At 47.4% G+C, this 17,735-nt stretch carries 11 protein-coding genes; 4 read left to right on the forward strand and 7 right to left on the reverse strand.

Going from position 1 to position 17,735, the window contains the following annotated elements:
• Window positions 1–100: 100 nt before the first annotated feature.
• A complete protein-coding gene (locus tag QFZ51_RS17725) occupies window positions 101–2,482 on the reverse strand; it encodes an ABC transporter permease (RefSeq protein ID WP_429047635.1) in 2,382 nt (793 codons plus the stop codon).
• A 281-nt stretch (window positions 2,483–2,763) separates the two neighbouring features.
• Here QFZ51_RS17725 and QFZ51_RS17730 point away from each other — a divergent pair, with 281 nt between their 5' ends.
• Window positions 2,764–4,086 (forward strand): cytochrome P460 family protein, encoded by a 1,323-nt coding sequence (locus QFZ51_RS17730; RefSeq protein WP_429047638.1) that lies wholly within the window; start codon window positions 2,764–2,766, stop codon window positions 4,084–4,086.
• Here QFZ51_RS17730 and QFZ51_RS17735 read toward each other — a convergent pair.
• The gene (locus tag QFZ51_RS17735) at window positions 4,083–7,292 is read right to left on the reverse strand and encodes an AsmA-like C-terminal region-containing protein (protein ID WP_429047639.1); all 3,210 of its coding nucleotides are present in this window, start codon (window positions 7,290–7,292) and stop codon (window positions 4,083–4,085) included. The genes QFZ51_RS17730 and QFZ51_RS17735 overlap by 4 nt on opposite strands.
• A 112-nt stretch (window positions 7,293–7,404) precedes the next feature.
• Between QFZ51_RS17735 and QFZ51_RS17740 the strand changes: the two genes are divergently transcribed.
• The gene (locus tag QFZ51_RS17740; RefSeq protein WP_429047641.1) at window positions 7,405–8,388 is read left to right on the forward strand and encodes a glycoside hydrolase family 43 protein; all 984 of its coding nucleotides are present in this window, start codon (window positions 7,405–7,407) and stop codon (window positions 8,386–8,388) included.
• A gap of 90 nt (window positions 8,389–8,478) precedes the next feature.
• Window positions 8,479–10,914 carry a TonB-dependent siderophore receptor gene (locus QFZ51_RS17745; protein WP_429047643.1) on the forward strand — a complete coding sequence of 812 codons (2,436 nt, stop codon included), beginning with the start codon at window positions 8,479–8,481 and terminating at the stop codon, window positions 10,912–10,914.
• A 46-nt stretch (window positions 10,915–10,960) separates the two neighbouring features.
• On the opposite strand, the gene QFZ51_RS17750 is transcribed toward QFZ51_RS17745, so the two are convergent.
• The gene (locus tag QFZ51_RS17750) at window positions 10,961–12,208 is read right to left on the reverse strand and encodes an MFS transporter (protein WP_429047645.1); all 1,248 of its coding nucleotides are present in this window, start codon (window positions 12,206–12,208) and stop codon (window positions 10,961–10,963) included.
• A 117-nt stretch (window positions 12,209–12,325) separates the two neighbouring features.
• Between QFZ51_RS17750 and QFZ51_RS17755 the strand changes: the two genes are divergently transcribed.
• The gene (locus tag QFZ51_RS17755) at window positions 12,326–13,213 is read left to right on the forward strand and encodes a LysR substrate-binding domain-containing protein (protein ID WP_370910299.1); all 888 of its coding nucleotides are present in this window, start codon (window positions 12,326–12,328) and stop codon (window positions 13,211–13,213) included.
• 64 nt (window positions 13,214–13,277) lie between these two features.
• On the opposite strand, the gene QFZ51_RS17760 is transcribed toward QFZ51_RS17755, so the two are convergent.
• From QFZ51_RS17760 to QFZ51_RS17775, 4 genes are all read right to left on the reverse strand, one after another.
• Window positions 13,278–14,261, reverse strand: coding sequence for a hypothetical protein (locus tag QFZ51_RS17760; RefSeq protein WP_429047647.1), 984 nt, complete (start codon window positions 14,259–14,261; stop codon window positions 13,278–13,280).
• 25 nt (window positions 14,262–14,286) lie between these two features.
• The gene (locus QFZ51_RS17765; RefSeq protein WP_429047649.1) at window positions 14,287–15,381 is read right to left on the reverse strand and encodes a FecR family protein; all 1,095 of its coding nucleotides are present in this window, start codon (window positions 15,379–15,381) and stop codon (window positions 14,287–14,289) included.
• A 36-nt stretch (window positions 15,382–15,417) separates the two neighbouring features.
• Window positions 15,418–15,975 carry an RNA polymerase sigma factor gene (locus QFZ51_RS17770; protein WP_370910302.1) on the reverse strand — a complete coding sequence of 186 codons (558 nt, stop codon included), beginning with the start codon at window positions 15,973–15,975 and terminating at the stop codon, window positions 15,418–15,420.
• Window positions 15,976–16,327: 352 nt separating this feature from the next.
• Window positions 16,328–17,659 carry a DEAD/DEAH box helicase gene (locus QFZ51_RS17775; RefSeq protein WP_429047652.1) on the reverse strand — a complete coding sequence of 444 codons (1,332 nt, stop codon included), beginning with the start codon at window positions 17,657–17,659 and terminating at the stop codon, window positions 16,328–16,330.
• Window positions 17,660–17,735 lie beyond the last annotated feature (76 nt).

Raw genomic sequence — 17,735 nt, forward strand, 5'->3', positions numbered from 1 at the left:
TAAACAAATGCACGGCTTTTTTGTAATTTATTGGCTTAAAAAAAGCGGGGAGGTTTGATTTCAAACTTCCCCGCCGGAATTACTTATATGGGCAACAGTATTATTCTGCCTTTAAGCTGTTAATGGGATTCATCAGTGCTGCTTTTATACTCTGGAAGCTGATAGTGAGCAGGGCAATGAGCATGGCGGCCACACCGGCCAGCACAAATACCCAGTAATGAATAGAGATGCGGTAAGGGAATTTCTGCAACCACTGATCCATGGTATACCACGCCACCGGGAAGGCAATCAGCGCGGCAATGCCCACCAGCTTCAGGAAATCGGCAGAAAGCAGGCGCGTAATGCCGGATACGCTGGCGCCGAGTACCTTGCGGATGCCTATTTCTTTGGTTCTGCGCTCCGCGGTATATGCGGCCAGTCCAAATAACCCCAGGCAGCTGATCACAATAGCCAGCGTGGCAAACAGCCGGGAAAGCTGCTGCATCAGCGTTTCATTGGTAAACATCTCGTTAAACTGGTCGTCCACAAACTGATAAGTAAATGGATAAGCGGGATTCAACTGCTTCATCACATCGCCGATTCTATGAAGCGCCACTTCCTTATCTGTGCCCGCATTCATGCGCACATACAGAAGGTTGGCGTCATCAGGAACACAATAGAACACTACAGGATCAGGTGAGCCATACATATTACCATAAACATAATTTTTCACTACACCGGCTACACGGGAATGAATGACAGAATCGGCGCTGAATGGTGTGTTAATAGTTTTGCCTACAGCGCTTCCCTTGCCCATCAACTGTTCCAACGATTCGGTGATCAGCACATCCATGCCATTGGCAGCAGCCACCGGTTTAAAATCACTGCCAGCCACTATCTTCATTCCGGTAGTTTGAATGAACTCGGGGCTTATGCGCCGCTGGGAAACAAGAATTTTATCAGTAGGCGATTTTCCGCTCCAGCCGATATCGTCGGTGTTGTTGCCGCCGTATAAAGTAACCTGGTCCGCCAATGCAGCATTTTCTATCACGCCGGTAGCCAGCAAGGCTGTTTTAATGGCGGCAAAGTTTTGCTTCATCGTTCCCTGAAGCGGCATAGAAATAAGATTATCTTTATTAAGACCGAGGTTCCGCTTCTTTACATGCTGGATCTGCTGGTAAATGATAGCCGTGCAAATGATGAGCGTAATGGAAACACTGAACTGCGCAATCACCAGGCCCTTACGGACAAAGGCGGCACTGCCGGTCTTCGACTTAATACCTTTTAACACAAAAACCGGGTTAAAGGAAGACAGGTACAGCGACGGATAGCTGCCTGCCAGTACGCCGCAAATCAACGTAATTCCCAGTAACCAGATAAGATGCATCGGTTTATCCAGCCCAACGCTGAGGCGCTTATCTACCAGCGCATTAAATACGGGCAGCACCAGGAATAGCAGCAGCACCGCCACCACCGCTGCCAGCATTGACATAAACAGTGCTTCACCGATAAACTGCGTGATGAGCCTACTTTTTCCGGCGCCCACTACTTTGCGGATGCCCACTTCTTTTGCACGTTTTTCACTGCGCGCTGTAGACAGGTTCATGAAATTAATGCAGGCAATGAATAAAATGATCCAGGCAATCAGAGAAAACAAACGGACATACTCTATGCGACCACCACTTTGTTTTCCGTCAGTGAACTGGTCGCGCAACCGCCAGTTGTTCATACTGAACAGGAAGGCCTGGTTAATGGCGCCGGGATTGTGCGCTGCAATGAAGTTTTGAAGTTTATGGTTGATAGCGGTCAGATCTGCATGGGGAGCCAGTTCGGCATATGTGTCAACAGAATTGGCGCCCCAGTTTTTCAGATAAGGATTTTCGTTGAAAAAGATCTCAAAAGGAGCTACCCATTCAAATTTCAGTGTGGAATTTTCCGGGATATCTTTTATTACCCCGGATACCACGTATGGCTGCGCATTATCCACCGTAATGGTTTTACCCACTATGTTCTTCGTGTTACCAAAAAATTTCCGGGCGGTTTTTTCAGTGATCACAATGGAGTATAACTGCGGAAACGGAACAGCCGCGTTGCCTTCTGTAAAAGGAAGCGTGAAAATATTAAAGAGGCTGGCATCCACATAAATACCGCCGGCATACATTTTTTTATCTCCGAACGTGAATAGCAGGTTGGTCGTTTGTTCTGAGGTACGGCAGGTTTGCGTAATACCCGGTATTTCTGTCTTCATCGCATCGGCCAGCAGGGCAGGCGTAGAGGTAAATGTGCGGATGTTACCATCATAATTCCAGTTTTCCCACACCTGGTATATCCTGTCTTTTTTCACGTGAGAGCTGTCGTAGGTAACTTCATCTTCTACCCATAAAAAAATTACACCGGCGCAGACCAGGCCAATGGCCAGTCCGAAAATATTCAGAAAGCTGTAGGTTTTGTTTTTCCAGAGATGTCTGAATGAGATCTTAATATAATTTTTTAGCATCATCATTTGTACACATTGGGAGTAGTGCGACTAGCTCCGGCCAAGATAATGCCATAGCATTTTATATTGATAATGAGTTATTTGGATAATTAAGGTTGTCCGTTTTCACGGGAGAAGTGTTCATTTCCGGACAGGCAGCAGCACTTATTGCCAGGTGGCAGCAACTATATGCCCGGGTTCATTGTTAATTTATCCTGGTTCACACCCCCATTTGCCCGGTTCACCTAAAAATATTAGTTACGGTGAACAAGGGAATTTACTTTGCCATAAATATAAATGTCGACCTTATGAAACGGTATAAACAATGGAAAGTAATACTGCTGGTGGCGATTGGCTGTTTTATCGCCGTACAGTTTATCCGGCCGCGTATTACCCATCCACCCGTTACAGGCGAACCGGATGTTCCGCCGGAAGTCAGCGCTGTGTTGCGGAAGGCCTGCTACGACTGCCACTCAAATGAAACGCACCTGGCCTGGTTCGACCAGATTTCACCTGCTATCTGGCTGGTGGCCGGTCATATCACGGAAGGCCGGCGGGCGCTTAATTTCTCCAACTGGGACAGTATACCGAAAGACCAGCAAAAAGGAAAACTGTTTGAATCCCTGAACCAGATGCAGTTCAATGTAATGCCACTGTCGCAGTACACGGCCCTCCATCCCGCTGCACGCCTTACAAATGATGAGATCAGCATCCTGAAAAACTACCTGGCCACACAACTTGCTCCCCTGAAGCCAGACCGTAATAAAACCGCCGCCGCCAACCTTCAATACGCCGCCTGGCATCCGGACAGCCCTGTTGTAAAAGTAATGCCCGTACCTAACGGCATCGCCTATATGGCGGAGTATAAAAACTGGGAAGCTATCAGCAGCACCCAGCGACTGGACAACGGCACCATGCGGGTCATTACCGGGAATGACATCGCCGTGAAGGCCATCCGGGAACACCAGACCAATCCCTGGCCCGACGGTACTGCCTTCGCAAAAATAGCCTGGGATGAACTTCCTGATGCCGCCGGGAACATTACTCCGGGGGAGTTTAAACAGGTAGAATTTATGATCAAAGACAGCCATAAATATGCTTCCACCAAAGGCTGGGGATGGGCGCGCTGGAAAGGAACCGCGCTGAAGCCCTATGGTAAAAATGCTATGTTCACCATGGAATGTGTTAACTGCCACCAACCTATGCGTAACAACGATTTTGTGTTCACTGCGCCTACGCAGCACACTGTTGCTTCACTGCCTGATACGCTGGGCCTGAAGCTGAATGAATGGAAGGTGATCACCAGCGGTATTCAGAAAGATCAGACCATGAGTACCCTGTATGGCAACGAACGGGCAGTAGCCAGTGCAAGGAAAGGAGCGGCCACTTATCCGGCAGATGCCCTGCTTACATTGGTCACCTGGAAACAGCAACCGGACGATCATTGGTTTGGCGCAGTCATTCCAGGTATCGTGGCATCTGTAGAACAGGTGCAGTTCCAGCCGGGTAACATCTCCCCGTTATATAAAAAATATAACGGTAAAAACCTGGTGGCCGACAAAACCAGTGAAGAGGAAATAAAAAGCAGGATCGCCTACATTACCCGCCAGCGGGCATCTGTAATGCCCTAAGAAGTTTTCTTTGCTTTTTTAAGGGCTATCTTGTATTTATCAGGGGTACCGGAAATGTTGATGTTCATAAAACGCACCTTTTTATCTTTATCCCGGTATTCAATTTCATCCACCTGGTCCACGTTCACCTCTTCCTGCTTCCGGCCAAAAAGCGCCTGGAAGCCTACCTGGGTCACCATTTTCATCGGGATGCGGAGGTAGTAGTTCATACTCATGTCCAGCGACTGGTTGCCCGAAACCTCAATATAGCCGAGCGAAGAATTGATGTTCATATTTGGAATAACGAGCGTGCCGTTTTTCAGGGTTAGCTTATTGCGCAGGGTATCAAAGCGTACCATGCGGAGGTTCTTATCTTTAAAGTAACCGGCCATGGCCTGCATAGGACCAAAATCCAGCAGGGTGCCATTGGTGATTTCAATATCCATCTGCGATTCCGTTTCACTCAGCACCGGCGTAAGATCGGGATGCATGCGCACATAGCTTTTGATATTCCCGCTCAGTATACCTTTCAGGTTGTTGTTGAGCACAAAATCCTGTCCGAAGTTGTCGAACTTGATGAGCAGTTTGGAGATGTCCACATTTTTGAGATAGATGCCGCTGCGGAAATACAGTTTCTTAGGATCAGCTGCGTTGAACATGCCACGCATGGCAATATGTCCGCCGGCAATATTCATGGCAATGGTGTCTACCTTTATTTTCTGGTCTTCCCGCATGTGAATATTCGCAAGCACATTTTTCAGCCACAGCTTTTTGTATTTGATCTTCTTTACATCCACCTGTGTTTCAAATTCTGAAAAAGGAATATTGAATACGTTGAAGCCGGTGGCATGCAGCGAGTCGTTTTCCTTTACTGTGGTGCGCCGCGCGGGTGCAGCGGCTGCCACGGGATGGTCGCTGAAATCATAGTTCATCAGTTCATCAATATCCAGCATGTCAGATTTGAACCGGAAGTAATTGCTGCGTTTTAACTGACGTTTGCTTTTGCCGGTAGCATAGCGCATGTTCAGGTTGAAATCGGTGCGGCCTACTTTACCGGTGAGTGTATCTACCACAATAAAGCGGTTATTGCCGTACCGTATACGCCCGGTCACATTTTCCACTTTGATAGGATGTTGTTTCAATGTGCCGGAAATATTGGCGATGCGGGCATCTATCCGTTTAAAAACAGTATCGTATTTTATGCTCATTTTACTCCGCAGCCAAACGTTGTTGGCTTCTTCATACCAATATCCCTGCGGAATAAATTTATGGCCGCGTTCACTTATAAGGTCATTTACGGCCAGGCGGTCCGACTTAAAATCAAATGCCACTTCCGTGTTTCCTTTTTTAATGTTATCAAACCAGATGAGGTAGTTATTTAACCTTCCTTTGAGTGCAAAGCTGGTGCTGTCGATGTTTCCGCTAAAGTTAGACACCCGTAAACTGGTGTCGTTGATCATTACTGCCGCGTTAAAATCATGCAGGGCGTGCGGGTACTGCTGGAATTTGGCGTACAGCTTTTCTACCTTGAAGGTGCCTTTGGGCAAAGGATTGGGATGCAGTAATTCTTTTACCGACGTTTCAAATGCCAGGCCGATATTAAACCCGGTAATTACTTCTTTGGATAAAATGGGATGGGTAGAATCAAATTTGTATAATTCTCCCAGCTGCAAACGCTTGCTGGAAGCGCTGAAATTTACGGCTACCGGTTTATCCTGCTGGTGAAACAGCGCCGGTACGTCACTGACAGCGCCCTGCGCCAGTATATCGGAGCTGCCTATACGAAAAGCAATGGAATCCAGCTGCAGCCGCCCCTGCCGAATTTGCGCATGCACATTCATATTGCGTACCGGCAGGTGATAGCCGGGAATACGGAATTCAAGGTTTTTAACAGTGAGCTCACTTTGTACGCCGTCTTTCAGTTTAGCTAAACTTTCTTCCGGTATGCGCATATCCACTATTTCCCGGAAATTCATATTCAGCTTGATTTCACCGCTGATCTGTTCAAGGTCTTTGATGCCGAGGAACTCGCCCACGAAGCGCAGGTTCAGCTCAGAATATAACTGCATCAGGATTTGCGGATCGGTGAAATTTTTCATCACGAAGTTACCTTTGAATATGCCGCTTCCCGGTTTGGCATTGAAGTTCAGGATATGCAGTTCGGATGTTTGCAGGTTATGTGCGGCGCCATTGGTATAAAACCCTTTGAAGCCGAGCTGGTCTACTTTCCGGTCGATCTTCTTATTCTGGAACCATACATTTTCGCAGCCAAAATTAAATTCCATTAAAGGCATGATGCCTTTGCCGATAGCGCCTTTGATAATGCCATCGAAAAAGACGCGGCCATCATGACGGTATTTATCCAGCATCACAGCCACGTTTGCCGGCACCATGGCCAGCAGGAGGTTCAGATCCGGTTTATCGCCTTTAACTTTCAGGTCCACAAAATGTTCGCTGACCACTCCCTGCAGTTGCAGTGAGGCCTGTTCCAGCCGGATAGTGCCGGGAGGCAGGGTCAGTTGCTTTTGCTGCTTGTCATAAACAGCCGCCAGTTTAAAGTTCAGCTGTTTGTGCCGGAAGAGCGTGGTATCGGATTTCCCGGTGATGTCTATTTCCAGCTTACTGTCCATATCGATGGCAATACGGGCGGAGTCCATCGCGAAAGCTGTTTTTATCCTATCTATATGGGTGTTCACTTTCAGGCCGGACATGCCGTCGAAATAGCTGACGTCAATATTTTTCAGGATTATTTTCTTCAGGTCCAGGCTCAGGTCCTCGCTGGAGTCGGCCGGCGCAGCGGGGCCGGTACTTTTGAATTCGTGGGCTTTGATCAGATCCACATCGCCGTTAGCATAACGGGCCACATGCACGCGGCCGTTGGCCAGCACAATAATGCGGGCATTGTAGCGCTGCCGGAGGATATCTGGTAAGCTGAAGCCCACGTACAGGCGTTCTACCTGATACAGTGGCTGTCCCTGCATTTTTTTATCTGCAAAAAAACGAACGTCGTGCAGGGCAATAGAAATATATGGGAAGTTGCTGAATGGAGAAATACTACTTTTTGTGATGACCAGCTCCCCCGCAAACTGCTTATTCAATTCCTTCACCGCCATCTGCGTGAGCCGCTCCTGTTGACTGTATAAGATACCGCCGGCTATTGTCATCACCAACAAAAAAACGCCTGTGATGATCAGGAATAGCCTGATTACTTTTTTTCCCCGCTTCATGTAAATGCCTTTCTGAACGATAAAATTATGAAAAAATATAGCAGATATTTTTCATCTCTTAAGAACGGCCAGCGATTTTTATTATTTTTAACGATTCATAAAATCTGGTTACATGAAAAGATTGATAGCCCTGTTGTTGCTCGCAGGAAGTACGCATGTTACAATGGCCCAGCAGAAAAAGCTGGACAAGTTATCCGGAAACCCCGTATTCCCGGGCTGGTACGCCGATCCGGAAGGAGTGGTATTTGGTAAGGAATACTGGATTTATCCTACCTATTCTGCCGCTTACGAAAAACAGGTGTTCTTCGACGCTTTCTCGTCGCCCGACCTGGTTAACTGGACAAAACACCCGCATATCCTGGATACCGCTTCGGTGAAGTGGGCCAAACGCGCCGTATGGGCGCCGTCCATTATAGAAATAGCGAATAAGTATTACCTGTTCTTTGGCGCCAACGACATACAGAACAACGAGGAAACAGGCGGCATTGGCGTGGCGGTGGCCGACAATCCTGCCGGTCCGTTTAAAGACTATCTCGGCAAACCACTGGTGGATAAGATCATTAATAAGGCGCAACCCATTGACCAGTATGTATTTCACGACAGCGACGGGAAGTATTACCTGATCTACGGCGGATGGGGACATTGTAATATTGCACAGCTGAAACCCGATTTAACCGGCTTCATTCCCTTTGCAGACGGTACTACCTTTAAAGAAATCACTCCCGAAAAATACGTGGAAGGACCCACCATGTTCAAAAAAGATGGCAAGTACTACTTTATGTGGTCTGAAGGCGGCTGGACAGGCCCCGACTACAGCGTGGCCTACGCCATCGCTGATTCCCCGATGGGCCCGTTCAAAAGGATCGGCAAAATCCTGGAACAGGACGCCACCATCGCCACTGGCGCAGGTCATCACTCTGTTATCGGTATTCCGGAGGAAAACCGCTGGTATATAGTGTACCACCGCCGTCCATTAACCGAAAAAGCGGCTAATTCCCGTGAAACCTGTATTGACCGGATGTATTTTGATAAAGACGGTTATATCAAACCAGTGAAAATCACCCGCGAAGGCGTTACCAAAGCGGTGATCCGCTAAACATTTCCCTATTGCGTAAATAAAATTCCGGATACGATTACATTGCCGGTCTTGCCTGCTCCAATTTTGCACCATCAAAAAAAGCAAAATATGATCAGGCAAACCGGCTTAGTTTTTTTATTTATCGTACTCCTTTTTTCACCAGTGTGCCTGCGGGCAGAAGAGGAGAATGCTGGTACCATCAGGGGAAAAGTGATCACCACAGATGGTAAGCCTGCCAGTGATGTAGTCATCCTCTTGCAGGAAACGAATGAAACCGCAATATCGGAAACGGATGGATCTTTCGTGTTTAACCGCATAAAACCGGGCAGTTATCACCTCACCGTAACGCTGATGGGGTACACCCCCATAGAGGAACAGGTAGTGGTAAATGCCGGGAAAACCACTACCATCAGGTTGCAGCTGGCCGTTACCAGCAAAGCCCTGAAAGAAGTAGTGGTAACCGGTAACCATAATAAACTCATCAAAACCTCCAGCTACGATGTGGCAAAAATGCCGCTGAAAAACCTGGAAAACCCGCAGGTATACAGCACCATCACGAAAGAACTGTTACAGCAGCAGGTGGTATTTTCAGTGGATGATGCCCTGAAAAATGCACCGGGTCTTACCCGTATGTGGGACGCCACGGGCAGAGGCGGCGATGGTGGCGGTTATTATAACCTCCGCGGGTTTATCACCCAGAGTAAATTGCGCAATGGCCTGGCTGGTAATGTGACCGCTAAAATTGATGCCTATAACCTGGAGCAGGTGGAAGTCATCAAAGGACCGTCTGCCACCCTGTTTGGTAACAGTCTTACTTCCTACGGCGGCCTCATTAACCGCGTTACCAAAAAACCTTACGATCATTTCGGCGGAGATGTTACCTACGCAATGGGCAGTTACGGTTTTAACCGCGTAAGCGCCGACGTAAATACGCCGCTGGACAAGGAAAAGGACGTATTACTGAGAATCAATACGGCCTATAATTACGAAGGCAGCTGGCAGGATTATGGCTTTAACAAAAATTTCTCCTTCGCGCCAAGTTTATCCTATAGGGTCAACGACCGTCTGTCTTTCCTCTTCGATGCAGAATATTCCACGGGACAGAATACCGGTTTGGGTGTGTTTTTCTTCCCGTATATGCAACCCATGGCTGATCTGGGTACTAACCGCGCCGATGAGCTGAAGATAGATTACAAACGTGCCTATGCAAAGAATGACCTGTACCAGACTTCCCGTAATACCAATATTTTCGGGCAAATGAAGTATAAATTGTCTGACCAGTGGTCCATGAGCACCAACATCAGCTCTACCAACAGCTTTTCAGATGGTCCTTCTCCCTATTTTTATCTCCTGTCTGACGCCGCAGCTACCGGGGTAGCCGGCGCCAAAGGAAGTAACTATATTTCGCGTAACGACCAGTTTACCGATAACAGCAGGGATCGTATCCTGGAAATACAACAAAACTTTAATGGAGATTTTAACATCGGCAGCCTGAGAAACCGTTTCGTTGGCGGATTGGATTATTTCCATCATAATGCCGACCAGTTCTTTGGTGGCGGTACCTATGATACCATTCCTTCTCACGGCGATATCCCCACCTATTCCAATTTCAATCGCCGTAACCTGGATACATTGTACAATAATCACGGTTTGGCATTTACCTTTCCTATCCGGAACCTTACCAATACTTACAGTGCCTATGTATCGGATTTGTTGAACCTGACCGATAACCTGATGATCATGGCCGCCCTCCGCGTGGATTATTTTGATAACAAGGGCAGTTACAATGATGTAAAAGGTATTTATGAAGGTGGCTACAACCAAACCGCTTTCTCTCCAAAACTGGGTATCGTGTATGAGCCTTTAAAGGACAGGATCTCCATATTCGGTAATTATCAGAACGGGTTTACCAACCAGGCTGGCACCAGTGCTGCGGGGAAAGCGTTTAAGCCGGAGCAGGCCAACCAGCTGGAAGGAGGTGTGAAATTACAGTTGTTGAATGGCCGTATTAACAGTACGCTCAGTTACTATAATATCAAAGTAAAAGACGTACTCCGTCCGGATATGGCGAACCCCAATTTCTCTGTACAGGATGGAACGCAGGTGAGTAAAGGATTTGAGGCAGAAGTAATTGCCAATCCTTTCCAGGGCTTTAACATTGTGGCCGGTTTTGCTTATAATGATTCCAAATATGAGGCCGCCGCTAAAGAGGTGGAAGGAATGCGTCCGGGTACTGCCGGCGCGCCGTCTGTGGCTAACCTGTGGCTCAGTTATCGTATATCCGCCGGCGTAGCCGACGGTCTTGGTTTTGGTTTTGGCGGCAATTATGCCAGCGACAATAAAATAGTGAACGACAGAACAGTCGGTACTTTTATACTGCCATCGTACACCGTGTTAAATGGTAGTATCTTCTACGATCAACCCCGTTTCCGCGTAGCGGTTAAAATGGATAACATTACTGATAAGCATTACTGGATTGGCTATACTACTGTAAACCCACAGAAGCTGAGAAGCTTTACCGGAAGTTTGTCGTTTAAATTTTAATAAAAGAAGCCTGGGCGGTGTATCCTCACAGCCCGGGCGTTTTCAGTTATGCTGCCACACCAGCACGACGATCCCCCTGTATTTCGTAGTGGTGAAAGCGTAGTTTTTTACGATAATAAACAAATACCACTGTAGCCACGGCGCCCGCCAAACCTGCTACAAATACCGTTAACCGCGGACCTATAAAATGCGCCAGCAGCCCGGTGAGCAAACTGCCCACGGGGATAATGCCCTGAAAAGCCATGATATAATAACTGATAGCCCTTGCGCGCATGGTGGGAATAGCGTGTGTTTGAATGTAAGTATTAATAGACGCGGTTTGCGCCATCATACCCACACCGGAAAGCGCCATAAATACCAGTGCCAGCGGCAACCAGCCCGACAGCGACAACAATAGTACGCTGAGCGAAAAAATAAGACTGGCAGTAATGAGGAGCTTTACAAGATCCTTTCCCGGCTTTAGTTTGGCCATGTAAATGGCTGCGGCAATAGACCCAAGACCAGCAGCACTTTCAAACCAGCTGAATGTTTTGGCGTCGCCATTGAAAATGTCTTTGGCAAATACCGGCATCAGGGTATTGAAGGGAATCACAAACAGGCTGCTGGCTGAAAGCATGAGCAGGAGCGACGATAAGTCTTTATCACCGGCGATATAATGAAAACCCTCTTTTAGTTCGGCCCATATGCTCCGGTCCGACCGGAGAACCGGCGGCAGGATAATTTTCATCATCCATAAAGAGATCAGCACCGGCACATAGCTCAGGAAGTTGCTGACAAAGCAGATATCTTCCCCGAAAGTACTCAGGATAATCCCTGCCAGCGCAGGCCCTGCGATGCGGGCAAAATTAGACATCGTGGAATTCAGCGCAATGGCGTTGGGGAGGTCTTCCCTTTTTTCTACCATTTCCACCATCAGCGATTGCCGGCAGGTAACATCAAAGGCGTTGATAACGCCTTGTATCAGCGATAATAAGATGATGCCCGGAATATTATAGTAACGCAACAGGATCATGAGCGCCAATGCGCCTGCCTGCAGCATGGAAATGATCTGGGTGATCATCAGGATCCGGTAACGGTTGTGGCGATCGATATAACTGCCGGCGTATGGCGACAGGAGCAGGGAAGGAATTAAGCTTACAAAACTCACTACCCCCAGCAGCACTGCCGAGTTGGTGAGGCGATATACCAGCCAGCATACGGCTGTTTTCTGCATCCAGGTACCTATGAGTGAAACTGATTGTCCGTAGAAGAATAACCGGAAATTCCGGGATTTTAAAGCACGAAAAGCATCCATTTAGAAATCATATTTAGGGTATTGATCCGTTATTGAACTGGTGCAAATTTCGGTAAGTGAAGTATATTTGTTAAATAGATTGTTTTAATGATATTGATTGATAAAAACGATTAGTGCATGGAACTCCGTCAACTGATGTATTTCGTGAAGGCCGCAGAGATGGCGCATTTTACAGAAGCGGCAGCGGCGCTGTACATTACCCAGTCTACTTTATCGCAACAGATCAAGCAGCTGGAAAATGAACTGGGCATGTTATTGTTCGACCGGATCGGCAAGCATGTTCACCTCACAGAGGCAGGCGGGGTTTTCCTGCTGCATGCCCGGCAAATCCTGCTCGACGTGGAGAAAGGTAAACAGGCGATCCAGGATTTGCAGAATATGCTGAGCGGCGAATTACGTATAGGCGTTACGTATGCCTTTACCTCGTTCCTGTTGCCGGCGCTGGCAACTTTCCCGGTAAAATATCCCGGCATCAAAATATTCGTGGAGTATGGCACTACTGAACAGCTGGAAAATAAATTAAGAGCCTCTGAACTGGACCTGGTACTGGCTTTTCACCAGGATGCGTTTTACAAAGACCTGGAAACGCGGGAGCTGTTCCGTTCCCGGATTGTAGTGGCAGTGTCTAAAAAGAACAAGCTGGCAGGATTAAAAAAGATCAACCTGCAAAGTTTAAATGGTATGGATTTGATCTTTGCCTCGCGGGGTTTCAGCGCCCGTGATTCGCTGGACGAAGTGTTACAGAAGAATAAAATTCAGCCTTCGGTGAAGATTGAAATGAATGATGTGCATTCTATTTTATCATTGGTGGAGAAAGGACATTGGGCTACGCTACTTAACGAAAGGGCCTTGCTGGGATGGAAAAACCTGGTGGCCATTCCTATTGAAGGAAAGGAGTTACAACGCCGGGCGTATATCATCTGGCAAAAAGAAACGTATCACAAAAAAGCGGCAGATCTGTTTATAAAGGAATTACTGAAGGAGTTGCCGCCCACAGGGAAGTAAGGCGGCGCCATATGGCACTCAGCAGCAACATAAGTGCTGCCGCCGGGTGACCACAGGTAAGGGGTTATTGTGCGGTTCGCAGTTCTGCGATATTGCATTTATAATATTTTTCAAATACATCTGACAGTTCTTCCCATCCGCGGTATTGGGTGAGACTGGCAATATGCGTGAGTGTACGGTCGGTTTCAATAAGCATTTTAAATACAAAGGCCATTTTTTCCTGCAGGATCAGTTCTTCCACAGTGATGAGGAATTCCTGTTCAAATGGCGCTTCCAGGAATTCGGACGCCACGCTAAACCGGTCGCAGAGCGCTTCCTTGCAGGTCGCTTCCGCCGGATGATGAATAATATAATTGGCTATTTCCCGCAGCTTTTCGCGGTAGTGTTCCATCAGCATCAGCGAGGGAGGGCCTTGCAGGTAACGGAGATAGGTAGCGTAAAAGTCGATGGCATTACGCCGGAAGAAAACATCCGCCGTTTCGCCTACTGCTTTGAAGCTGCGGATCCGGTGCATGATCTGGTAGTTGACTTCATTAAGATGATAAGGAGCTTTTTTAACGGGCTGTTTGTCTGCAGCCGGTTCTTTCAGATTCAACACCTTGAAAAGGGGAAATTCGGTGACCAGGTGTTTCGCCGCCGGCAGGTGCAGATTTACATGAAAGTTGATCGTAAATTCCTTTTCTGTGATCAGGGTGGTGGTGTGGGTGGCGCCTTCCCGTGTATTCATTTCCTTTTTGCCCAGTTTCATCTTCATGGGAAAAGCCGCCGCATTTTCAGCAAAACCGGAAATACAAACAGGCAGACAGGCGTTGTCCGGCGCTACTGTGGTAAGTTCCACGCCCTGTTTCAGATGAACCAGGGCGTAGTGGACAGACAGTTCATTGAGCGCTATCTCCTGATCCATGATCACCCCGTTTTCATCAATATCGGCAAAGCATTTGGCATTAGGGATCAGTTGCGACTGCAGGTAGCCGGGAACCTGTTCGTAAGTGGTGCAAACTCTTTTCCCCGGATTGATCAGCAGGTACTTGGTTTTCGGTTGACTCATGGTTAATTTCCTTTGATATTGCCTGTTATTTGAAATGCAATGTACTATCCGCGGTAAAATAATAATCGGTATTTGTAGTGGCTTTTATACCTTCCAGGAGGAAGCCTATCGGTGTATTTTTATCCAGCAAACCGGTGAAGGTTCTGCTGGCAAGGTCAGGATGATCCAGGGTAGCGCGAACGCCGTACCACCGGAAGATGGCATTACATATTTCATCCAGGTGGGTATCAGAAAAGCAGTAAAGCCCTTTCTGCCAGCCCAGTTCTACAGTAGCGTTAAAAGGTTGTGTATCCAGGGTAGCGGCCTCTTTGTTGAAGATAGCCTGCTGTCCGGGTTTCATGGTAACGGTTTTTTTACCGGCTTTCATCCGCACTTTTCCGTCTACCAGGGATACTTTCACCATGCCACTGTCGTAGCTGTTGATATTAAAGCTGGTACCCAGTACTTCCACGGTGCTGTTGGGAAGATGTACGAGGAAAGGTTTACCGGCGCGCTTCGCGATATTCAGGTATGCTTCCCCATTCAGGGTAATTTCCCTGTCGGCCCCCTTAAAGGTAGCCGGGAAATCCATGGTGGTAGCAGCATTGAGCGTAATTACGGAACCATCCGGGAGGGCAACTTCATAGCTTTTGCCGTGCGGTACTATCAATGAGTGAATGCCTTGTGGCAGGTCGTCTGATGCGTTGAGATAAAGGGTATTGTTTTTATTGGGAATCGTTTTACCGCCAATAGTTACGTTGCCGGCTGATTGGGTCAGGTTGATGGTGGGCTGGCCGGTGATTTCCAGCAGCACATCTTTATTGATGGTGGCCACCGGCGCTGGTTTGGGAGAGGCGAAAAAGTCCCATTTCCAGGCCGAAAATGCTACAAGGGCCATTACCACTGCTGCGGCTGCCCAGGGAAGTATGGTGCGGTACAGCGGCTTTTTCTGCTTAAAGTCAATCACTTCCAGCCACGGGGCAGGAGGGGCAGGGATCTGCATCATGGAAAGCTGTTCCCACTTCTCCCTTACTACTTCGTCTTCTTCGATAAGTTCTTCCAGCAATTGGTCATCTGCTGCGGAAATTCTTCCCGCAAGCTTTTCCGTCATTAGCCTGTATATTTCTTCTGCGCTGTTCATGTACACTATTAACCGTTTATTTAATCTGGCGGGGTATTAAAAAAGGATTTTTTTTAAGGATGCCCTTAAAGTTTTCAGCGCGTTGGCTACCTGTTTTTTTACAGTTTCTTCAGTGGTGTCCATGAAGGCTGCTATTTCTTTTCGCGTTTTATGTTCCTGGTAAGCCAGCCGGAACGCCATCGACTGGCGTTCCGGAAGCTGACTGATGGCGGTTTCCAGCTGCTCTTTCAGCTCGTTGTTTTCCAGCCTGCTTGGAGGAATCGTGTAGGTTTCAGGCAGCATGATTTCCTTTAACCTTTTGTTCCTGGTGGCATCTTTGGCAATTTTATTCAAACAGCGGTTACGTACGCTGACAAAGAGAAAGTTTTTGAGAGAACCGGTGGCGCTCAGGTCTATCCGCGCGCTCAGGTCCTTTTGCCAGAAGTCGACAAAAAAGTCCTGGACCAGCTCCTGGGCCTCGGTTTCGTTTCTGAGTATTGTGTATGCAGTCATATACAACCATTGACGGTAGCTCTCATAAAAATACTGGAAAGCGGAAACACTGCCCGATTTCAGTTGTGCAAGCAATTCAATATCGTTGATAGATGCACTCATGCTGGGATTTAGTTGATAATCGCAGGCCTGGCAACGGCTGCTGTTGTCAAATGGTTACTGATACGCGGTTAGGAAATACGTCAGACAGGGCAGGAAACAGCATGGCTATTTTAAGCAATGAGGAAAAACCACCCGTAAGACAACTGATTTTGATACAATAACATGCACACTACAGAATATATTCGATCAGGGGGTATGGGCGGATTTTTAATTAGAAGTAAAGTTTGTTAATGAATTGTTATTCCGTCATTTCCGGAAGCTGTCTCAGGTGTTTGAAACAGGAATAGGCAGGGGAGCAGGAGGAGGAAAACGGAGTTATTCTGTGCAGTTTGCACAAAATAACCCGCCTTTACTATTTCTTTTTGGCGCCCCTTTTCTTGGGTTTGCCATATTTCAGCATCATCTTTTCTTTGTGGGTCACCTTTTTGTTGGTCTTCATATTTTTAGCCAGCTTCTGGTGAAAAGCAGGGCCTACGTCTTCCCGCTTGGGCGCCTTTACCAGCGTATTCCGCATATGTACCTTCGGTTTTTCATCTTCCGTTAATACATCAGAAATTACCAGGTCGTCCGGTAATGGCTGCACGGGAATGGCATAATTCATCAGGCTTTCTATCCGCGCCAGGTCTTCTGTTTCTGCGTCTTTGGTAAACAGGATAGAAATTCCTTTCTTATCAGCTCTACCGGTTCTGCCTATACGATGAATATAGTTTTCCGGTACTTCCGGCGTATCAAAGTTGATCACATGCGTTACCTCTGCAATATCCAGTCCGCGGGCAATGATGTCTGTAGCAATCAGGAAACGGTATTCGTTCTGCTGAAATTTACGGACAGTATTAAAACGGTGATTCTGTTCCTTGTTGGAGTGAATAATGCCTACCTGGCCGGGGAATTCCTTCTCCAGCTGCTCATGCAGATCATCCGCCAGTTGTTTGGTGGCGGCGAAAATGAGGGTTTTGGTCATGGTTTTATCGTCCGTGATCAGCATTTCCAGGAGGTTCACCTTTGTATAAAAGTTGGGAACCCTGTATACGATCTGGTCGATGTTTTCCAGTGGGGTACCGGTAGGCGCTGCTTCTATTCTTACCGGGTTATTAAAATGCGTTTCAATCATTTTCTCCACGTCTTCCGTAATGGTAGCGGAAAACATAAGGTTCTGCCGTTTTGGAGGCAACAGGTCCATGATATTTCTTAACTGGGTCCGGAAACCGAGGTTCAGCATTTCATCTACCTCATCAATAATAAGACGCTTTACCAGTTTCACTTTCAAGGCGCCGCTAAGGATAACGTCGTACAGGCGCCCGGGGGTAGCCACGAGAATATCCAGTTTGTCCTGCACCGCCTCCATCTGAGGATTCATATTCACGCCGCCATAAATGCCCAGCACTGATACATTCATGTAGGTAGTGAGCTTTTTAACGGATTCCACCACCTGTACTACCAGTTCCCGGGTAGGTACAATGATCAGTACAGTGGGATATTTTTCTTTCGAAAATTTAAACTGCCGTAATGTGGGCAACAGGTAAGCGAAAGTTTTACCGGTACCTGTTTGCGCAATCCCGCACACATCCTGTCCGGACATGATAACGGAAAAGGCGCGCTGTTGTATGGTGGTAGGTCTTTTATAACCTAATTCGTCTATCGCGTTTAATAATGGGGTATTCAGGTTTAAATCACCAAAAGTCATGATACTACTATAATATGAACCGCAAAGGTAAAGAATTACCAATTATGGATTTGCCCTTTGTAATTCTTATTTCAAT

It is taken from the genome of Chitinophaga sp. W3I9, assembly GCF_050434025.1.
Taxonomy (GTDB): Bacteria; Bacteroidota; Bacteroidia; order Chitinophagales; family Chitinophagaceae; genus Chitinophaga.